The 16,331-nt window shown below is 70.6% G+C and carries 16 protein-coding genes and 1 pseudogene; 14 read left to right on the forward strand and 3 right to left on the reverse strand.

The window, feature by feature from the left end; all coding sequences use genetic code 11:
* A pseudogene (locus ADX84_RS26740) lies at nt 1-187 on the forward strand (hypothetical protein); the annotation flags it as partial.
* A 106-nt stretch (nt 188-293) separates the two neighbouring features.
* Nucleotides 294-680 (forward strand): Rieske (2Fe-2S) protein, encoded by a 387-nt coding sequence (locus ADX84_RS19175; RefSeq protein WP_049577012.1) that lies wholly within the window; start codon nt 294-296, stop codon nt 678-680.
* Between the two features lie 68 nt (nt 681-748).
* On the opposite strand, the gene ADX84_RS19180 is transcribed toward ADX84_RS19175, so the two are convergent.
* Nucleotides 749-1,858: a mechanosensitive ion channel domain-containing protein gene (locus tag ADX84_RS19180; protein WP_082206623.1), complete on the reverse strand. Its 1,110-nt coding sequence runs from the start codon at nt 1,856-1,858 to the stop codon at nt 749-751.
* Nucleotides 1,859-2,085: 227 nt separating this feature from the next.
* On the opposite strand from ADX84_RS19180, the gene uvrC reads away from it, so the two are divergent.
* The 10 genes from uvrC (at nt 2,086) to ADX84_RS19230 (ending at nt 12,524) form a co-directional block, all read left to right on the forward strand.
* On the forward strand, nt 2,086-4,149 hold the full coding sequence (gene uvrC, locus ADX84_RS19185) for an excinuclease ABC subunit UvrC (protein WP_049577020.1): 2,064 nt from the start codon (nt 2,086-2,088) through the stop codon (nt 4,147-4,149).
* A complete protein-coding gene (gene rapZ, locus ADX84_RS19190) occupies nt 4,146-5,030 on the forward strand; it encodes an RNase adapter RapZ (RefSeq protein ID WP_017546458.1) in 885 nt (294 codons plus the stop codon). The genes uvrC and rapZ overlap by 4 nt, the downstream gene beginning before the upstream one ends.
* A gap of 348 nt (nt 5,031-5,378) precedes the next feature.
* Complete coding sequence (yvcK, locus tag ADX84_RS19195) at nt 5,379-6,356, forward strand: uridine diphosphate-N-acetylglucosamine-binding protein YvcK (protein ID WP_199776642.1); 978 nt, start codon at nt 5,379-5,381, stop codon at nt 6,354-6,356.
* Nucleotides 6,357-6,437: 81 nt separating this feature from the next.
* Nucleotides 6,438-6,854: a DUF488 domain-containing protein gene (locus tag ADX84_RS19200; RefSeq protein WP_049577025.1), complete on the forward strand. Its 417-nt coding sequence runs from the start codon at nt 6,438-6,440 to the stop codon at nt 6,852-6,854.
* Nucleotides 6,855-7,054: 200 nt separating this feature from the next.
* Nucleotides 7,055-8,035 carry a DNA-binding protein WhiA gene (gene whiA / locus ADX84_RS19205; RefSeq protein ID WP_049577030.1) on the forward strand — a complete coding sequence of 327 codons (981 nt, stop codon included), beginning with the start codon at nt 7,055-7,057 and terminating at the stop codon, nt 8,033-8,035.
* Nucleotides 8,036-8,361: 326 nt separating this feature from the next.
* Complete coding sequence (gap, locus tag ADX84_RS19210; protein WP_049577035.1) at nt 8,362-9,366, forward strand: type I glyceraldehyde-3-phosphate dehydrogenase; 1,005 nt, start codon at nt 8,362-8,364, stop codon at nt 9,364-9,366.
* A 127-nt stretch (nt 9,367-9,493) separates the two neighbouring features.
* Entirely contained in the window at nt 9,494-10,678 is a 1,185-nt protein-coding gene (locus tag ADX84_RS19215) for a phosphoglycerate kinase (protein WP_049577038.1), read from the forward strand.
* Between the two features lie 92 nt (nt 10,679-10,770).
* Nucleotides 10,771-11,550 (forward strand): triose-phosphate isomerase, encoded by a 780-nt coding sequence (tpiA, locus tag ADX84_RS19220; protein ID WP_049577044.1) that lies wholly within the window; start codon nt 10,771-10,773, stop codon nt 11,548-11,550.
* Between the two features lie 287 nt (nt 11,551-11,837).
* Complete coding sequence (gene secG, locus ADX84_RS19225; protein WP_017546450.1) at nt 11,838-12,074, forward strand: preprotein translocase subunit SecG; 237 nt, start codon at nt 11,838-11,840, stop codon at nt 12,072-12,074.
* Nucleotides 12,075-12,152: 78 nt separating this feature from the next.
* Nucleotides 12,153-12,524, forward strand: a complete 372-nt coding sequence (locus ADX84_RS19230; protein ID WP_082206621.1) for an RNA polymerase-binding protein RbpA — start codon at nt 12,153-12,155, stop codon at nt 12,522-12,524.
* Nucleotides 12,525-12,816: 292 nt separating this feature from the next.
* On the opposite strand, the gene ADX84_RS19235 is transcribed toward ADX84_RS19230, so the two are convergent.
* On the reverse strand, nt 12,817-13,077 hold the full coding sequence (locus tag ADX84_RS19235; RefSeq protein ID WP_049577052.1) for a hypothetical protein: 261 nt from the start codon (nt 13,075-13,077) through the stop codon (nt 12,817-12,819).
* A gap of 125 nt (nt 13,078-13,202) precedes the next feature.
* Here ADX84_RS19235 and ADX84_RS19240 point away from each other — a divergent pair, with 125 nt between their 5' ends.
* Nucleotides 13,203-13,913, forward strand: a complete 711-nt coding sequence (locus tag ADX84_RS19240) for a hypothetical protein (protein WP_049577056.1) — start codon at nt 13,203-13,205, stop codon at nt 13,911-13,913.
* Here ADX84_RS19240 and ADX84_RS19245 read toward each other — a convergent pair.
* The gene (locus tag ADX84_RS19245) at nt 13,894-14,652 is read right to left on the reverse strand and encodes an IclR family transcriptional regulator (RefSeq protein ID WP_049577059.1); all 759 of its coding nucleotides are present in this window, start codon (nt 14,650-14,652) and stop codon (nt 13,894-13,896) included. The genes ADX84_RS19240 and ADX84_RS19245 overlap by 20 nt on opposite strands.
* A 124-nt stretch (nt 14,653-14,776) precedes the next feature.
* Between ADX84_RS19245 and hutH the strand changes: the two genes are divergently transcribed.
* Complete coding sequence (hutH, locus tag ADX84_RS19250) at nt 14,777-16,324, forward strand: histidine ammonia-lyase (RefSeq protein ID WP_049577062.1); 1,548 nt, start codon at nt 14,777-14,779, stop codon at nt 16,322-16,324.
* Nucleotides 16,325-16,331: the final 7 nt, after the last annotated feature.

Genomic DNA, 16,331 nt, shown 5'->3' on the forward strand with positions numbered 1-16,331 from the left:
GCCCTACTACGGCCAGCCGGGCCACCACACACCCGGGGGGTACGGGCCGCCGCCTCACGCCGCCTACCCGCCGCCGCAGGCCGCCCCCGGCGCCTACCCGCCGCCCCCGCCGGTGGCAGGTGGTCACACGCGCGCCTACCCGCCGGAGGGCCCGCCGCAGGGGCAGGACCACTGGCGTTCCGAGTAGGGGGCGGTGCACGGCACCCGACCCGACCTACTACGATTCGTAGTGGAATTCAGGCGCAGGTGAGGAGCGTTCGGTCGTGGCTGGAACGAGGACATGCGGGTGCGGGTTGAGCAGGCGTCGTCTGCTCGGAACGGCGGGGGCGGCGGCGGCCGTGACCGCCGTGAGCGCCTGCGGTGAGCCTCCCAACCCACAGGAGGTGCGCCGGGGCCACGTGGTCGGTCAGACCTCCGACGTCCCCGAGGGCGGCGGGGCGGTGTTCAGCCACAGCAAGCTGGTGGTGACCCAGCCCGAGGAGGGCCGGTACAGGGCCTTCAGCGCGGCCTGCACCCACGGCGGCTGCACGGTCCAGGAGGTGGAGGACGAGGTCATCCGCTGCCTGTGCCACGGCAGCGAGTTCGACATCGTCTCGGGTGAGGTCGTGACCGGACCGGCCCAGGAACCCCTGGAGGAGTTCACCGTCACCATCGACGGGACCGACATCATCCTCGACTGACCGGGGTCACACACGACGGAGCCCCACCGGACAGTGTTCCGGTGGGGCTCCGTCGTTGCTCGGGCGGGTCAGACCTCTTCGGGGTTGCCGGACTGCGCCGAACCGTTGCCGCTGTCGTGGACGGCGCCGGAGGCGGCGGCCGTCCGACGGAAGGCCGACGTCGGGAAGCGCGCGGCGTAGCCGGACTCGTCGTCCGCGCCGCCGACGAACTCCGTGCGCTTGCGCGGGAGGGACTCGGGGTAGTTGGTGGCCAGCCAGGTGATCAGGTGCTCACGGATCTCGCAGGCGATGTTCCACTGGTTGCCGGTGTCGGAGGCGGTGGCGACCACCCGGACCATGACCTCACCGGTTTCGGTGATGTCCACGACCTGGCAGGACCAGCTGCGCCCGTCCCAGAACCTGCTCGCGGTGATCAGGCGGCCGGTCTCCTCGCGCAGGTCGCCGATGGGCACCTCCCAGTCCAGGGGGAGCTGGACCTTGGCGGTGATGTTGGTCCCGGACTTGGTCCAGTTCTCGAAGCTGGTGGTGGTGAAGTTGGCGACGGGGACCACCAGGCGGCGCTCGTCCCAGATCTTGATGGTGACGTTGACGAGGCTGAGCTCCTCGACGCGGCCCCACTCGCCCTCGACCACCACGACGTCGCCGATACGCAGGGCGTCGCTGAAGGCCAGCTGGAGCCCGGCGAAGAGGTTGCCCAGGGTCGACTGGGCGGCGACACCGGCGACGATGCCGATCACACCGGCCGATGCCAGGAGCCCGGCTCCGAGTGCCTGGACCTCGGGGAAGGTGAACAGGATCGACGCGATGGCGAGGATCACGATGACCGAGGTGATCACCCGGCGCAGGAGGCGCACCTGGGTCTGGAGACGGCGGGCACGGCGGTCGGCGTCGCCGTTGCGCGCCGAGAGCCGCTCCAGGACCATGTCCGTGGCCGCGTAGGCCAGGCTGATACCCAGAGCGGTCAGGGTACCGATCATCAGGATCGTCATCGCGTGGTCGATGGTCTGGAACGTGCTCCAGGGCACGTCCCCCCGGCTGGGGAGCGCCAGGTTGGCACCGGCGACCGCCGCCGCGGTGTACGCGGTGACCGCCGAGCGCGAGACCACGTAGCGGGCCATCGGCCAGACCTTGCCCAACTTGTGGTTGAGCAGCCACTGGAGTACGAAGACCAGGGCCATCGAGACCGCGACGGTGACGCCGATCGCGATCCATTGGGACGGATTCACGACGAAGTGCCCCCCTGTCGTTCATGTCGGGAAGTTCGGCTGTACCCGCCCAACCTAGACCATGCAGATATCCAATCGTGACGTTTGCTTGGACTGATCCTGCTGGAGTGACCCGCTCCACGGGGGCGCTCCGCACGGACAGGTGGCCGTCTGTCCCCGGGAGCGACCAGAATGGGGGTATGGCTGCGACTCCTCACCTGCGCCCCGCCCCCGGTTCCATCCCGACCGAGCCCGGTGTCTACCGATTCCGGGACGCCTCCGGACGGGTCATCTACGTGGGCAAGGCCAAGAACCTGCGATCGCGGCTGTCCTCCTACTTCCGGGACTTCGCCGGACTGCACCCCCGTACCCAGCAGATGGTCTCCACCGCGGCCGACGTCGACTGGACGATCGTCGGCACCGAGGTCGAGGCCCTCCAGCTGGAGTACTCCTGGATCAAGCAGTACGACCCGCGATTCAACGTCAAGTACCGCGACGACAAGAGCTACCCCTACCTGGCGGTGACCCTCAACGAGGAGTTTCCGCGGGTACAGGTGATGCGGGGGGCCAAGCGCCGGGGCGTGCGCTACTTCGGCCCCTACTCGCACGCCTGGGCCATCCGCGAGACCGTCGACCTGCTGCTGCGGGTCTTCCCGGTGCGCACCTGCTCGGCCGGGGTCTTCCGAGGGGCCCGCAACAGCGGCCGCCCCTGCCTGCTCGGCTACATCGGCAAGTGCGTGGCGCCCTGCGTGGGCCGCGCCAGCCCCGAGGAGCACCGCGAGCTGGCGGAGGACTTCTGCTCGTTCCTGGCCGGGGACACGGGGCGCTTCATCCGCCAGCTGGAGGGCCGCATGACCGAGGCGGCCCAGGAGATGGAGTACGAGCGGGCCGCGCGCATCCGCGACGACATCGAGGCCCTGCGCGCCGCCCTGGAGAAGCAGGCCGTCGTGCTGCCCGACTCCACCGACTGCGACGTCATCGCCATGGCCGACGACCCCCTGGAGGCGGCGGTCCAGATCTTCCACGTCCGGGGCGGCCGGATCCGCGGCCAGCGCGGCTATGTGGTGGACAAGGTGACCGACGCCAACCCCGGGGAACTCATGCAGACCTTCCTGCGCCAGCTCTACGGCGCGCTGGACGGAGCCGAGGAGACCGAGGGCACCGGCACGTCGATCCCGCGTGAGGTCCTGGTCTCCCACGAGCCCGACGACCCCGACGCCGTGGCGAGCTGGCTGTCCGAGCACCGGGGCTCGGCGGTGGACCTGCGCGTGCCCCAGCGAGGTGACAAGAAGTCCCTCATGGAGACGGTGGACAAGAACGCCCGCGAGGCGCTGGCGCGGCACAAGACCCACCGCGCCGGGGACCTGAGCACCCGGAGCCGCGCCCTCAACGAGATCCAGGAGGCGCTGGACCTGACCGAGGCGCCGCTGCGCATCGAGTGCTTCGACATCTCCAACCTCCAGGGCGAGCACGTGGTGGCGTCGATGGTGGTCTTCGAGGACGGCCTGGCCCGCAAGTCCGAGTACCGGCGCTTCTCCGTGCGCGGCAGCGGGGTCGGGGGAGCGGAGCAGCACGACGTGGCCGCCATGTACGAGGTGGTCAAACGCCGGTTCCGCCGCTACCTGGAGGAGAGTTCACGCGCGGGTGAGGTGGCCCGCATGGGCGGCTCCGAGGACCACGCGGGCAACGGCGGCCCGGAGGCGCACGAGGTGACGGGCGGCAGCGGAGCGTCCGAGGAGCCCACGCCCGGCAAGTTCGCCTACCCGCCTAACCTGGTGGTGGTGGACGGTGCCCGGCCGCAGGCGGAGGCGGCGCGGCGCGCGCTGGACGAACTCGGGATCGAGGACGTGGCGGTCTGCGGTCTGGCCAAGCGCCTGGAAGAGGTGTGGCTGCCCGACGACGAGGATCCGGTGATCCTCCCGCGCACCGGCGAGGGCCTCTACCTCCTCCAGCGCGTCCGCGACGAGGCCCACCGCTTCGCCATCCAGTACCACCGGCAAAAACGCGCCAAGGCACTCACCGGGAGCAGTCTGGACGAACTCCCGGGGCTGGGCCCGGCGCGCAGGACAGCCCTCATCAAGGAGTTCGGTTCGGTGCGCAGACTCGCCTCGGCGAGCGTCGAGGAGATCGCGGAGGTGCCCGGGATCGGCCCCAAACTGGCCGAGTCCGTGCACGCACATCTGTCCGGTGGCCCCGGCCGGAGGGATGGGGAGGGTGACGGGGCGACGGCAAGGCAAGGCACAGACGGGGGAGGAGACACATGACGGTCGAACTGGGTGGGGAGCTTCCGCCCGAGGTGGTCATCGTCACCGGGATGTCCGGGGCGGGTCGCAGCACGGCGGCCAGGGCCCTGGAGGACCTGGACTGGTTCGTGGTGGACAACCTGCCACCGGGCCTTCTGCCGACGATGATCGAGCTCGCCGGCCGCACCCACGGGGCGGTCCCCCGGGTCGCGGTGGTGGTGGACGTGCGTTCACTCGCTTTCACAGAGGACCTGCTGTCCACGGTGGAGGAGCTGCGCAAGCGCGACATCACCGCGCGGGTGCTGTACCTGGAGGCCGGGGACGACGCCCTGGTGCGCCGCTTCGAGGGGGTCCGCCGACCCCACCCCCTCCAGGGTGACGGCCGCCTGACCGACGGCATCGCCCGTGAGCGCGAGACCCTGCGCGCCATCCGGGGCGAGGCCGACCTGGTCATCGACACCTCGCAGCTCAACGTGCACCAGCTCAAGGCGCGGGTGATCGGGTTCTTCGGAGAGAGCGACGAGGTGCGCCCGCGCGCCAACGTGGTCTCCTTCGGCTTCAAGCACGGCCTTCCGGTCGACGCCGACCTCGTCCTGGACTGCCGGTTCCTGCCCAACCCCCACTGGGTGCCCGAGCTCAGGCCGATGAACGGCCGCGACGAGCCGGTCCGGGACTACGTCCTCTCGCAGGACGGCGCCCAGGAGATGCTGGAGGCGTACTCGGAGGTCCTGAAGCTGACCATCGCCGGTTACCAGCGCGAGGGCAAGCACTACATGACCCTCGCGGTGGGCTGTACCGGCGGCAAGCACCGCAGCGTGGCCATGGCGGAGCAGTTCGGCGACCGGCTGCGCGCGCAGGGCGTGGACGTGCACGTGGTCCACCGGGACGTGGGCCGGGAGTGACATGAGTTCGAGGCGGCACCCGGGGGCTCGCGCCCCCGGGCCCCCGAGCCGTCCCGGTCACCGATCCGGTGTGACCCACGGCACCGACACGCTCGTGCTCCGGCCGCTCACAGGTGGACGCGCGTCCCACTGACATCCTGGTGCCCACCGACACGCGCCCGGCCCTCGGGTGAACCGAATCGCCAATAATGGCGTCTTCCCTTACATTGGCCCGGTCATTGTTGGTGCCGGTCCGCGAAGGGGCCGGGACACGGCGGGCCGGGGGCGTGGGCCGGCCGTTCGCACGCCTCCACTCCGGGGCGGGCCGACGCGTCCGCCGGACACGGGACGAGGGGGCAGGCCAAAGGCATGTCGAACAGCACCGCTCCGGACGGGGACGACGCCTCACGGCCACCCCGGGTGGTCGCGCTGGGGGGCGGGCACGGCCTGTACGCCTCCCTGTCGGCGCTGCGCAGGGTGACCACGGACGTCACCGCCATCGTGACGGTCGCCGACGACGGCGGCTCCAGCGGCCGTCTGCGCGAGGAACTGGGCGTGCTGCCGCCCGGGGACCTGAGAATGGCCCTGGCCGCGCTGTGCGGGGACGACGAGTGGGGGCACACCTGGAGCCAGGTGCTCCAGCACCGCTTCCGCTCGGAGGGGGACCTGCACGGCCACGCGGTCGGCAACCTGCTGATCGTCGCGCTCTGGGAACTGCTCGGTGACTCGGTGGCGGGTCTGGACTGGGTGGGGCAGCTGCTGGGCGCCCACGGCCGGGTCCTGCCGATGTCGTCGGTCCCGCTGGAGATCTCCGCGGAGGTCTCCGGGATCGACCCCGACAAACCCGACGCGCTCACCACGGTGCGCGGGCAGGTGGCGTGCGCCAGCACCAGCGGCAGGGTGCGCTCCATCTCGTTGATCCCCGAGGACCCCCCGGCCAGCCCGCAGGCGGTCAAGGCCGTGCGGGAGGCCGACTGGGTGGTCTTCGGTCCCGGTTCCTGGTTCACCAGCGTGCTGCCGCACCTGCTGGTCCCGGAGCTGGCCCACGCCCTGGTCACCACTCGGGCCAAGCGGCTGGTGGTGCTCAACCTGTTGCCGCAGCAGGGGGAGACCGACGACTTCCGTCCCGAGACCTACCTCGAGGTGCTGCACGAGCACGCGCCCAAGCTGGGGGTGGACGTGGTGCTCGCCGACACCGGAACGGTGGAGGAGGTCGGCCCGCTCCTGTCCGCCGCCCACCAGCTCGGCGGGCGGCTCGAACTGGCCGACCTGAGCCGGGGGGACGGCTCCCCGCGCCACGACGCCGACAAGCTGGCCGCCGCCCTGGAGCACGTCCTGGAGGTCTGACCCGCACGCGCGAGTACGGCCGCCCGTGTTGTTGGTGCCGTGCTGGGGTCCCCGTGACCGGGGACGGGGAAGGGTGGTCGCATGGCTGATCACCGCATTCACCTGGAACGCGTCTATGACGAGGTCCGCGCCGAGGAGCACCCCGGGCAGGGGGAGGAACCCCCGCCCGGGCCCAGGTTCCTCGTGGACCGCCTCTGGCCCCGAGGGGTGAGCAAGAGCGCGGTCGCCGGGGACGAGTGGGTCAAGGACGCCGCGCCCAGCCCCCACCTGCGCACCTGGTTCGGGCACGACCCGGGCCGCTTCGACGAGTTCGCCCGCCGCTACCGGGCCGAACTCAAGGCCCACCCGGAGGTCCTGGAACCCCTCCTCGACGCGGCCCGGAAGGGGCCCGTCACACTCCTGTACGCGGCCAAGGACACCGAGCACAACCACGCCGTCGTGTTGAGGGACCACCTGGAGTCGCTCCTGGACCCCTCCACGGGGGCGGGGAGCAATTGACCGCACACCGTCACGAAGGGCGACACGCCGCCTGTGAGCTGGGGTTGAGGAAGTGCGACACGCCGTGCGGGGGTCGGCGTAAAGGCGCGCGTCACGTAGTCTGCACCGAGAAAGCCGCCCAGGGGTGACCCCTTGGCGGCACCCCGGCGCCCGGGTGTGCGGCGCCGGTGTTCTGCCAGTTCAAGGGGAGGATCGCAGCGATGGCGATGACCGGCGTGGTGAAGGATGAGCTGAGCCGACTGGCGATCCTCAAGCCATGCTGCCGCAAGGCGGAGGTGTCCACCATCCTGCGGTTCACCGGTGGCCTGCACCTCGTGGGCGGCCGGATCGTGATCGAGGCCGAACTCGACACGGGCGCGGCCGCACGGCGGCTGCGCAAGGACATCTCGGAGGTCTTCGGGCACGAGTCCGAGGTGGTCGTGCTGTCCCCGAGCGGGCTGCGCAAGGGCAACCGGTACGTGGTGCGGGTGATCAAGGACGGCGAGTCCCTGGCCCGCCAGACCGGTCTGGTCGACAACAACGGCCGCCCGGTGCGCGGCCTGCCCCGTCACGTGGTGGCGGGCGGGGCCTGCGACTCCGAGTCCGCCTGGCGTGGCGCCTTCATCGCGCACGGCTCCCTGACCGAGCCGGGCCGGTCCATGTCGCTGGAGGTCACCTGCCCCGGTCCGGAGGCGGCGCTGGCGCTGGTCGGCGCGGCCCGTCGGCTCAAGGTGCACGCCAAGGCCCGCGAGGTGCGCGGTGTGGACCGGGTGGTGGTGCGCGACGGTGACTCCATCGGCGCGCTGCTGACCCTGCTGGGCGCCCACCAGAGCGTCCTGGCCTGGGAGGAGCGCCGGATGCGCCGGGAGGTGCGTGCCACCGCGAACCGGCTCGCCAACTTCGACGACGCCAACCTGCGGCGCAGCGCCCGGGCCGCGGTCGCGGCGGGTGCGCGGGTGGAGCGGGCCCTGGAGATCCTGGGGGAGGAAGCCCCCAAGCACCTGGTTGCAGCCGGTCAGCTGCGGCTGGCCCACAAGCAGGCCTCCCTGGAGGAGCTGGGACAGCTCTCGGTCCCACCCCTGACCAAGGACGCCATCGCCGGGCGCATACGGAGGCTGCTCGCGATGGCCGACAAGCGGGCCAGTGACCTGGGCATCGAGGGCACAGAGGCGAACCTCACTCCCGACATGATGGTTCCCTGACCGGTCGAGGGGCACGATCACGCCGGAACACGACCGTCACACCGATGTTCGGCTTTGTTAACTGGGAAAACTCCCGGATAACTTCCGAAAATGGTATAGACCTCTCAGCTTTGCGGTGCCAGGATGGTCGCGAATCCGCGAGGGGACGACGGGTCGCCGGTCGGGGGTGAGAACGGCCCCCGCCGACACTCCGATAGGCTCTTTGTGAACACCTGTTACGCGTTCACGCTGTTCAACACGGTCGCGCCGACCCCATGGGTCCGGTGCCCCGGAACAGCCACACGCTCGGGTGAAACTGCTGTGCGACATATGAGGAGATTGGTTCCGTGACCATCCGTGTAGGCGTCAACGGCTTCGGTCGGATCGGCCGCAACTTCTGGCGCGCGGTCGCCGCTGGCGGCAGCGACATCGAAATCGTCGCGGTCAACGACCTCACCGACACCAAGACGCTCGCGCACCTGCTCAAGTACGACACCGTGCTTGGCACCCTCGAGGGCGACGTCGAGGCCGGTGACGACTTCATCCGCGTCGGCGACAAGAACATCAAGGTTCTGGCCCAGCGCGACCCGGCCCAGCTGCCCTGGGGCGAGCTGAACGTCGACGTCGTCGTCGAGTCCACCGGTATCTTCACCAAGGCCGAGGACGCCCGCAAGCACATCAGTGCCGGCGCCAAGAAGGTCATCATCTCCGCCCCGGCCAAGGGCGAGGACATCACCATCGTGATGGGCGTCAACGACGACAAGTACGACGCCGCCAACCACGACATCATCTCCAACGCCTCCTGCACCACCAACTGCGTGGCGCCCATGGCGAAGGTGCTCAAGGACAACTTCGGTGTCCAGCAGGGCTTCATGACCACGGTCCACGCGTACACGAACGACCAGGTCATCCTGGACTTCCCGCACAAGGACCTGCGTCGGGCCCGCGCCGCCGCGCAGAACATCATCCCGACCAGCACGGGTGCCGCCAAGGCCACCGCCCTGGTCATCCCCGAGCTCGCGGGCAAGCTGGACGGCATGGCCATGCGCGTCCCCGTGCCGGACGGCTCCGCCACCGACCTGGTCGTCACCGTGGACCGTGAGGTCACCAAGGACGAGGTCAACGCCGCGTTCAAGGCCGCGGCCGAGGGCCCGCTCAAGGACGTCCTGGTCTACACCGAGGACGAGATCGTCTCCTCCGACATCGTCGGCACCTCGCCCTCCTGCACCCTGGACGCCGGGATGACCATGGTCGCCGGCAACCAGGTCAAGATCCTGGGCTGGTACGACAACGAGTGGGGCTACTCCAACCGCCTGGCCGACCTGGCCAAGCTGGTCGGCTCCAACCTGTGACCAACGGGTCCTGACCCGTGGCCGCGCACGCGTGACCCGGCACCCCTTCCGCCCAGGCGCGGTGGGGGTGCCGTCGCGTGCGCACCCCTCCAGCCCCAGACTTCGACACCCCAACGAGGAGACCAGCATGCGGACGATCGACGAACTCGACGTCTCCGGCAAGCGCGTGTTCGTCCGGGCCGACCTGAACGTGCCCCTGGACGGTGACCGCATCACCGACGACGGGCGCATCCGCGCGGCCCTGCCGACCATCGAGAAGCTTCGTGAGCGCGGCGCCCGCGTCATCGTCGCCGCCCACCTGGGCCGCCCCAAGGGCGCCCCGGACCCCCAGTACTCCCTGCGCCCCGTCGCCGCCCGGCTCGGCGAGCTGCTCGGCACCGAGGTGGCCTTCGCCGCCGACACCGCCGGTGAGTCCGCCCGCGCCACCTCCGCCGCCCTCGGGGACGGAGAGATCGCGCTGCTGGAGAACGTGCGCTTCGAGCCCGGCGAGACCAGCAAGGACGACGCCGAGCGCGGCGAGCTCGCCGACCGCTTCGCCCAGCTCGCCGACCTGTACGTGGGGGACGCCTTCGGCGCCGTGCACCGCAGGCACGCCAGCGTCTTTGACCTGCCCGGCAAGCTCCCGCACGCCGTCGGCGGCCTCGTGCTGACCGAGGTCGAGGTGCTCAAGCGGCTCACCGAGAACCCCGAGCGCCCCTACGTGGTGGCGCTGGGCGGCTCCAAGGTCTCCGACAAGCTCGCCGTGATCGACAACCTCCTGGGCACCGCCGACCGCCTGCTCATCGGTGGCGGCATGGTGTTCACCTTCCTCAAGGCCAAGGGCTACGAGGTCGGCTCCAGCCTGCTGGAGGCCGACCAGCTCGACACCGTGCGCGGCTACCTGGAGCGAGCCGAGCGCGAGGGCGTGGAGATCGTCCTGCCCGTGGACGTCGTCGCCGCCGAGAAGTTCGCCGCCGACGCCCCGCACGCCGACGTGGACGTCGACGCCATCCCGGCCGACAGGATGGGTCTGGACATCGGCCCGAAGAGCCAGGAACTGTTCGCCGCGAAGCTGGCCGACGCCAGGACCGTGTTCTGGAACGGTCCGATGGGCGTCTTCGAGATGGCCCCCTACGCGGGCGGAACGCGGGCCCTGGCCCAGGCCCTCGTCGACTCCGACGCCCTCACCGTCGTCGGTGGCGGCGACTCCGCCGCCGCAGTGCGCTCCCTGGGCTTCGACGAGGCGGCCTTCGGTCACATCTCCACCGGCGGCGGCGCCAGCCTGGAGTACCTGGAGGGCAAGGACCTCCCCGGCATCGACGCCCTCGCCTGAGGTCCCTCCGCTCCGCGCCTTCGCTCCGCTGTGGCGCGTGACCCGGGCACGCACACGTAAGCCCTCTCCGACGATTGTGAAGTGAGTCAAGGATGACCAAGCGCCAGCCGCTCATCGCGGGCAACTGGAAGATGAACAACAACCACTTCGAGGCGATCGCGCTCGTCCAGAAGCTGGCCTTCGCCCTGAACGACAAGGACTACGACAACGCCGAGGTCGTCGTCCTGCCGCCGTTCACCGACATCCGCAGCGTGCAGACGCTGGTGGACGGGGACAAGCTGCGCATCCGGTTCGGCGCGCAGGACATCTCCGCCCACGACAAGGGCGCCTACACCGGTGAGGTCTCCGGTTCGATGCTCGCCAAGCTGGAGTGCTCCTACGTCCTGGTGGGCCACTCCGAGCGCCGCGAGTACCACAACGAGGACGACGCCCTGGTGAACGCCAAGGTCAAGGCCGCCTACAAGAACGACATCGTCCCGCTCCTGTGCGTGGGCGAGGGCCTCGAGGTGCGCAAGGCGGGCCAGCAGGTCGAGCACGTCCTCGCCCAGCTGGACGGCGCCCTCAAGGAGATCCCGGCCGAGCAGGCCGAGCGGATCGTCATCGCCTACGAGCCCGTCTGGGCCATCGGCACCGGCGAGGTCGCCACCCCCGAGGACGCCCAGGAGGTGTGCGCCGCGATCCGCGTCCGCCTGGCCGAGCTGTACTCCGCCGAGCTGGCCGACGCGGTCCGCGTGCTCTACGGCGGTTCGGTCAAGGGCGACAACGCCCCCGGCATCATGGCCAAGGCCGACGTCGACGGCGCCCTGGTCGGCGGTGCCTGCCTGAAGGCCGACGAATTCGCCAAGGTGATCCGTTTCGGCGAGAACGGCTGACCAAACGTCTCGTGGACCCGGCCCGTCACTCTCCGACGTCCAGGGGTGACGGGCCGGGTGCCCGACGGGTGCCCTGTTCGGGCTAGACTTCGCTGTGGGGATCCCCCTGTCCTGAGGTTTCCCCGCCCGTGCCGACACCGGCACGGTAAAATCCGAAAACGTCCCCGGTCTCCTCCTTCCGTGACCCGCTCCGGACCGACGCCTCCCGTCGGTCCTGGTCCGGGCGGGAAAAGGGGGATCGAGGTGTCCATTCCCCCCTGCTGCGGGGTCGAGCTACGGGTGAGCGTGTGATCCTCGGTCTGTCCATCTTCGTGATGCTTCTCAGTGTGCTGCTGGTCCTCCTCGTGCTGATGCACAAGGGGAAGGGCGGTGGCCTGTCCGACATGTTCGGTGGCGGTGTCACGTCCTCGCTCGGCGGTTCGTCCGTGGTCGAGCGCAACCTCGACCGGATGACCATCGGGATCGGGATCACGTGGATCGTGACGATCGTCATCCTCGGTCTGCTGATCAACCGGGGAATGTAGCGCGCCGACCGGCCGCAGACCCCTCGTCCAAGACAATCTCGCCCAAGTCAGGCAGCGAGTTCGCTGAAGGAGTTTTTCGTGGGTAGTGGCAGCGCCATCCGTGGCAGCCGAGTCGGAGCTGGCCCTATGGGCGAGGCGGAGCGGGGCGAGGCCGCTCCCCGCGTCCGGGTCCCGTTCTACTGTGCGAACCTGCACGAGGTCATTCCCAGCTTCGCCAGCGAGGCCGCCGTTCCCGACGAGTGGGACTGCCCGCGCTGCGGCTTCCCCTCGGGCAAGGACAAGGCCAACCCGCCGTCGCCGCCGCGCACCGAGCCGTACAAGACCCACCTGGCGTACGTGAAGGAGCGGCGCAGCGAGGAGGAGGGCAAGCTCATCCTCGACGAGGCGCTTGCCAAGCTCCGCGCCGACCGCGCCGCGGTCGAGGCCCACATGAAGGCCTCCCAGAACTAGAGTCCCTCGGCTGGCCGTTGTCCCAGCCGCAGGTTCCGTCGGGGCCCGCCACCGGTCACAGGACCGCTGGCGGGCCCCGACGTATGTCTGGGAGTCACACTTCAGACATGAGGGAATGACATATCTTCTCATTCCGGAGACTGATGTGGCTGGTGGGAATTACGATGACCGACACACACCCCCGAAGCCCCCTTCCTGAGGAGTTGGTGTCGATGTCAGCGTGCCCCACCGGCGGAGACCACGACTGGATTCTCGGCGACGACCGCAAGTTCCAGTGCGCCAAGTGCGGAGCTCAGAGCGCCAGGCGGTTCTGAAGCGCCTCCCCGGGCCACACGGTGCCACGGGACTCGGGCTCGTTCTTGGCCTCGGCCCTCCAGGTCACCGGCCCGCCAAGGCTCTCGGCCACGGTCGTGGCCCAGCGCTCCAACGGCGCGAAGCGCTCCGTCCCCTCCTCGTCGAGCATGGTCCGCCCCCGGTAGAGGATCCCCTCGATGACCAGGACCTCCCCGTCCACCAGGAGCGCGGTCTCGTACTCTCGTGTGCTCCGCCTCATGGGACAGGACTGTAGCGCCGGGGAGGGGCGGAGATCAGGCGTTCGCCGGGATTGGCCGCACATGGACGGGAAAGTGGGGTGAGGCGCCGCACCAAGCACCTTGGAAGCTTGGAAGAATGGGGGGTATGGCCTCCCCCGAACCACCGGACGTCCCCCCTGAGACACGGGGTGTCCCCTCGGACCTGACCCAGTCGCCCGCGAGCGTGTCCCACCTGCGCCGCTACGTCAGTCTGCGCGGCCCCAACACGCGCATGTGGATGACTGCGGCCTACTTCTCCGGCGGACTCACCCTGGGGTTCGTGGTGGTGGTGGGCTCCATGCTCTGGCACGTCATGCGCGAGGAGACCACGGTCAGCTCCGTCTCGCTGTGGGCGTTCGCGGCGCTGGTCATGTTCTTCATCGGCCCCGGCAGCAACGTCTTCCTCGTGCGCGGGCTGCCCCAGCGCATCACCCGCCAGGGGATCAGCGCCGACAGTGACGGCGTCACCGTGCTCCAGGAACGCAAGTGGTGGTTCCCCGGCGAGGGCACCTTCATCGCCTGGTCGGAGATCCGCCGCATCCGCGAGGTACACACCGGCGGGCGCAGGGTCACCTACTTCATCGAGTTCGCGCTGGACACCCACCGCACCGACCCCGAACTGCCCAGCTGGGCCGAGACCCCCGAGAGCCTGGACCTGGAGGTCGACGCCGAGGCCGCCACGCAGTTCTACGTGCAGGTGCCGCGCGACCGCAAGGAGCACATCCTGAAGATGGTGGAGCGCACCGCGCCCCTGCCCTCGATCGTGGAGCGAACGCCCCCGCTGCGCGAGCGCCGCGCTAGCCGGAGCGCCCGCTGAGCCTGCGGGTGAGTTCACCGGCCGCGTCCCGTACGCGCCCGGCCAGGGCCCGGGGAGTGACCGGCCGTGCCACCGGAACGGTCAGGCTGATCGCCGCCGCCGGGCGACCGTTGTGGTCCGAGGCGGCCGCCGCCACCGAGAGGAACCCCTCGGTGACCTGACCGCTCTCGATCGACCACCCCTGCTGGCGCTCCTCGGTCAGGAGGTCCCGCAGTTCCCCCGGGGTGGTGGGCCCGCGTCCGGTGCGGTCGGTGAAGGCCGCCGTGTCCGGGTACAGCGCCCGAACCTGGGCGCGGGGGAGACGGGCCAGCATCGCCCGCCCCGACGCCGTCAGGTGTGCGGGCAGGCGCACCCCGACTCCGGTGATCAGCGTGGGGGCGTGCGGCGGCTGTTCCTTGAGCAGGTACAGAGTGTCCGCGCCGTGCAGCACACCCAGGTGCGCGGTCGCCCCGGTGGTCTCGGTGAGCTGGTGCAACAGGGGCCGGGCCAGCCGCTCGACGCCGTCGTGGCGGAGGTAGGCGGAGCCGATCTCGAAGGCCGCGACCCCCAGACCCCACCGCCGCTCCTCGGGCAGGTGGGTCACGAACCCCTCCTCGGCCATCGCCTCCAACAGCTGGTAGACGCTCGAGCGGGGCAGGCCGAGCCCGGTGGCGATCGCCGTGGCCGACACCGGCCCCGGCCGCGAGGCCAGGAAGCGCAGCAGCCGCAGCGCGCGCGTGGCAGCCGGAACAACACTCATGCCCCGATGGTCCCACGGCGTGAAGTGCTGCCCTTAACGGCTGGCGGGACGGGTGTCTGGGATCTCGGACGGTTCCGTCGTGTTGGCGCTTTCGGCGGGCCTCCGGACACGGTCGAATGGGGGCATGTCCACAGCCGTTCCTTCCGTTCCCGTCGGCGGTGCACCGCTCACCCCGGCCCAGGTCCTCTCCGTCGCCCGTGAGGGCGCCCACGTCGTTCTCACCGAGGAGACCCGCAAGGCCGTCAGCCACGGCCGCGAGCGGGTCGAGGCGCTCGCCCGGGGCGAGGTCCCCGCCTACGGTGTCAGCACCGGGTTCGGTGCGCTGGCCACCCGGCACATCGCCCCCGACCTGCGCGCCCGCCTCCAGCGCTCCCTCATCCGATCGCACGCCGCCGGGGCCGGACCCGAGGTGGAGCGCGAGGTCGTGCGCTCGCTGATGCTGCTGCGCCTGCGCACGCTCGCCTCGGGCAACACCGGGGTCGAGGTCGTCACCGTCGAGACCCTCGCCGCGCTGCTCAACGCCGGGATCACCCCCGTGGTCCACGAGTACGGCAGCCTGGGCTGTTCCGGTGACCTGGCGCCGCTGTCCCACGTCGCCCTGGCCCTGATGGGTGAGGGCCGGGTCCGTGACGCCGACGGTGAGCTCCGGGAGGCCGCGGACGCCCTGGCCGCGGCGGGCATCGCGCCCGTGGAACTCGGCGCCAAGGAGGGCCTGGCCCTCATCAACGGCACGGACGGCATGCTCGGCATGCTGGCCATCGCCTGCATGGACCTGGAGCGCCTGCTCAAGGTCGCCGACGTCACCGCCGCCATGAGCGTCGAGGCCCTGCTCGGCACCGACCGGGTCTTCTCCGAGGAGCTCCAGAGACTGCGTCCGCACCCGGGTCAGGCCGCCTCGGCCTCGAACCTGCGAGCGATGCTCGCGGACTCGCCGATCGTCGCCTCCCACCGCGGCCCGGACTGCAACCGGGTTCAGGACGCCTACTCGCTGCGCTGTGCCCCGCAGGTGGCCGGAGCCGCCCGCGACACCCTCGCCCACGCCCTGCTCGTGGCCGGACGCGAGCTGGACAGCGTCATCGACAACCCCGTCGTGCTCGATGACGGCCGGGTGGAGTCCAACGGCAACTTCCATGGGGCGCCGGTCGCCTACGTGTTGGACTTCCTGGCCGTGGCCGTGGCCGACACGGCCTCGATCGCCGAACGCCGCACGGACCGTATGCTCGACGTCTCCCGCTCACACGGCCTTCCGGCCTTCCTCGCCGACGACCCCGGAGTGGACTCGGGCCACATGATCGCCCAGTACACCCAGGCCGCCATCGTCTCCGAACTCAAGCGCCTGGCCGTGCCCGCCAGCGTCGACTCCATCCCCAGTTCGGCCATGCAGGAGGACCACGTGTCCATGGGCTGGGCCGCCGCCCGCAAGCTGCGTCGCGCGGTGGACGGACTCACCAACGTGCTGGCCGTGGAGCTGCTCACCGCCGCACGCGCCCTCGACCTGCGCTCCCCGCTGGAGCCCGGTCCCGCCACCGGCGCGGTCCTGCGCGCCGTGCGCGAAAGGGTCGCCGGTCCCGGCCCCGACCGCTACCTGGCCCCCGAGATCGCCGCCGTGGCCGCCCTGGTCGCCGACGGCTCGATCGTCGAGGCCGCTGAGACCGTCACCCCGCTCGCCTAGCCCCCTG

Origin of the sequence: Nocardiopsis sp. SBT366 (assembly GCF_001083815.1) — a bacterium.
GTDB lineage: Bacteria > Actinomycetota > Actinomycetes > Streptosporangiales > Streptosporangiaceae > Nocardiopsis > Nocardiopsis prasina.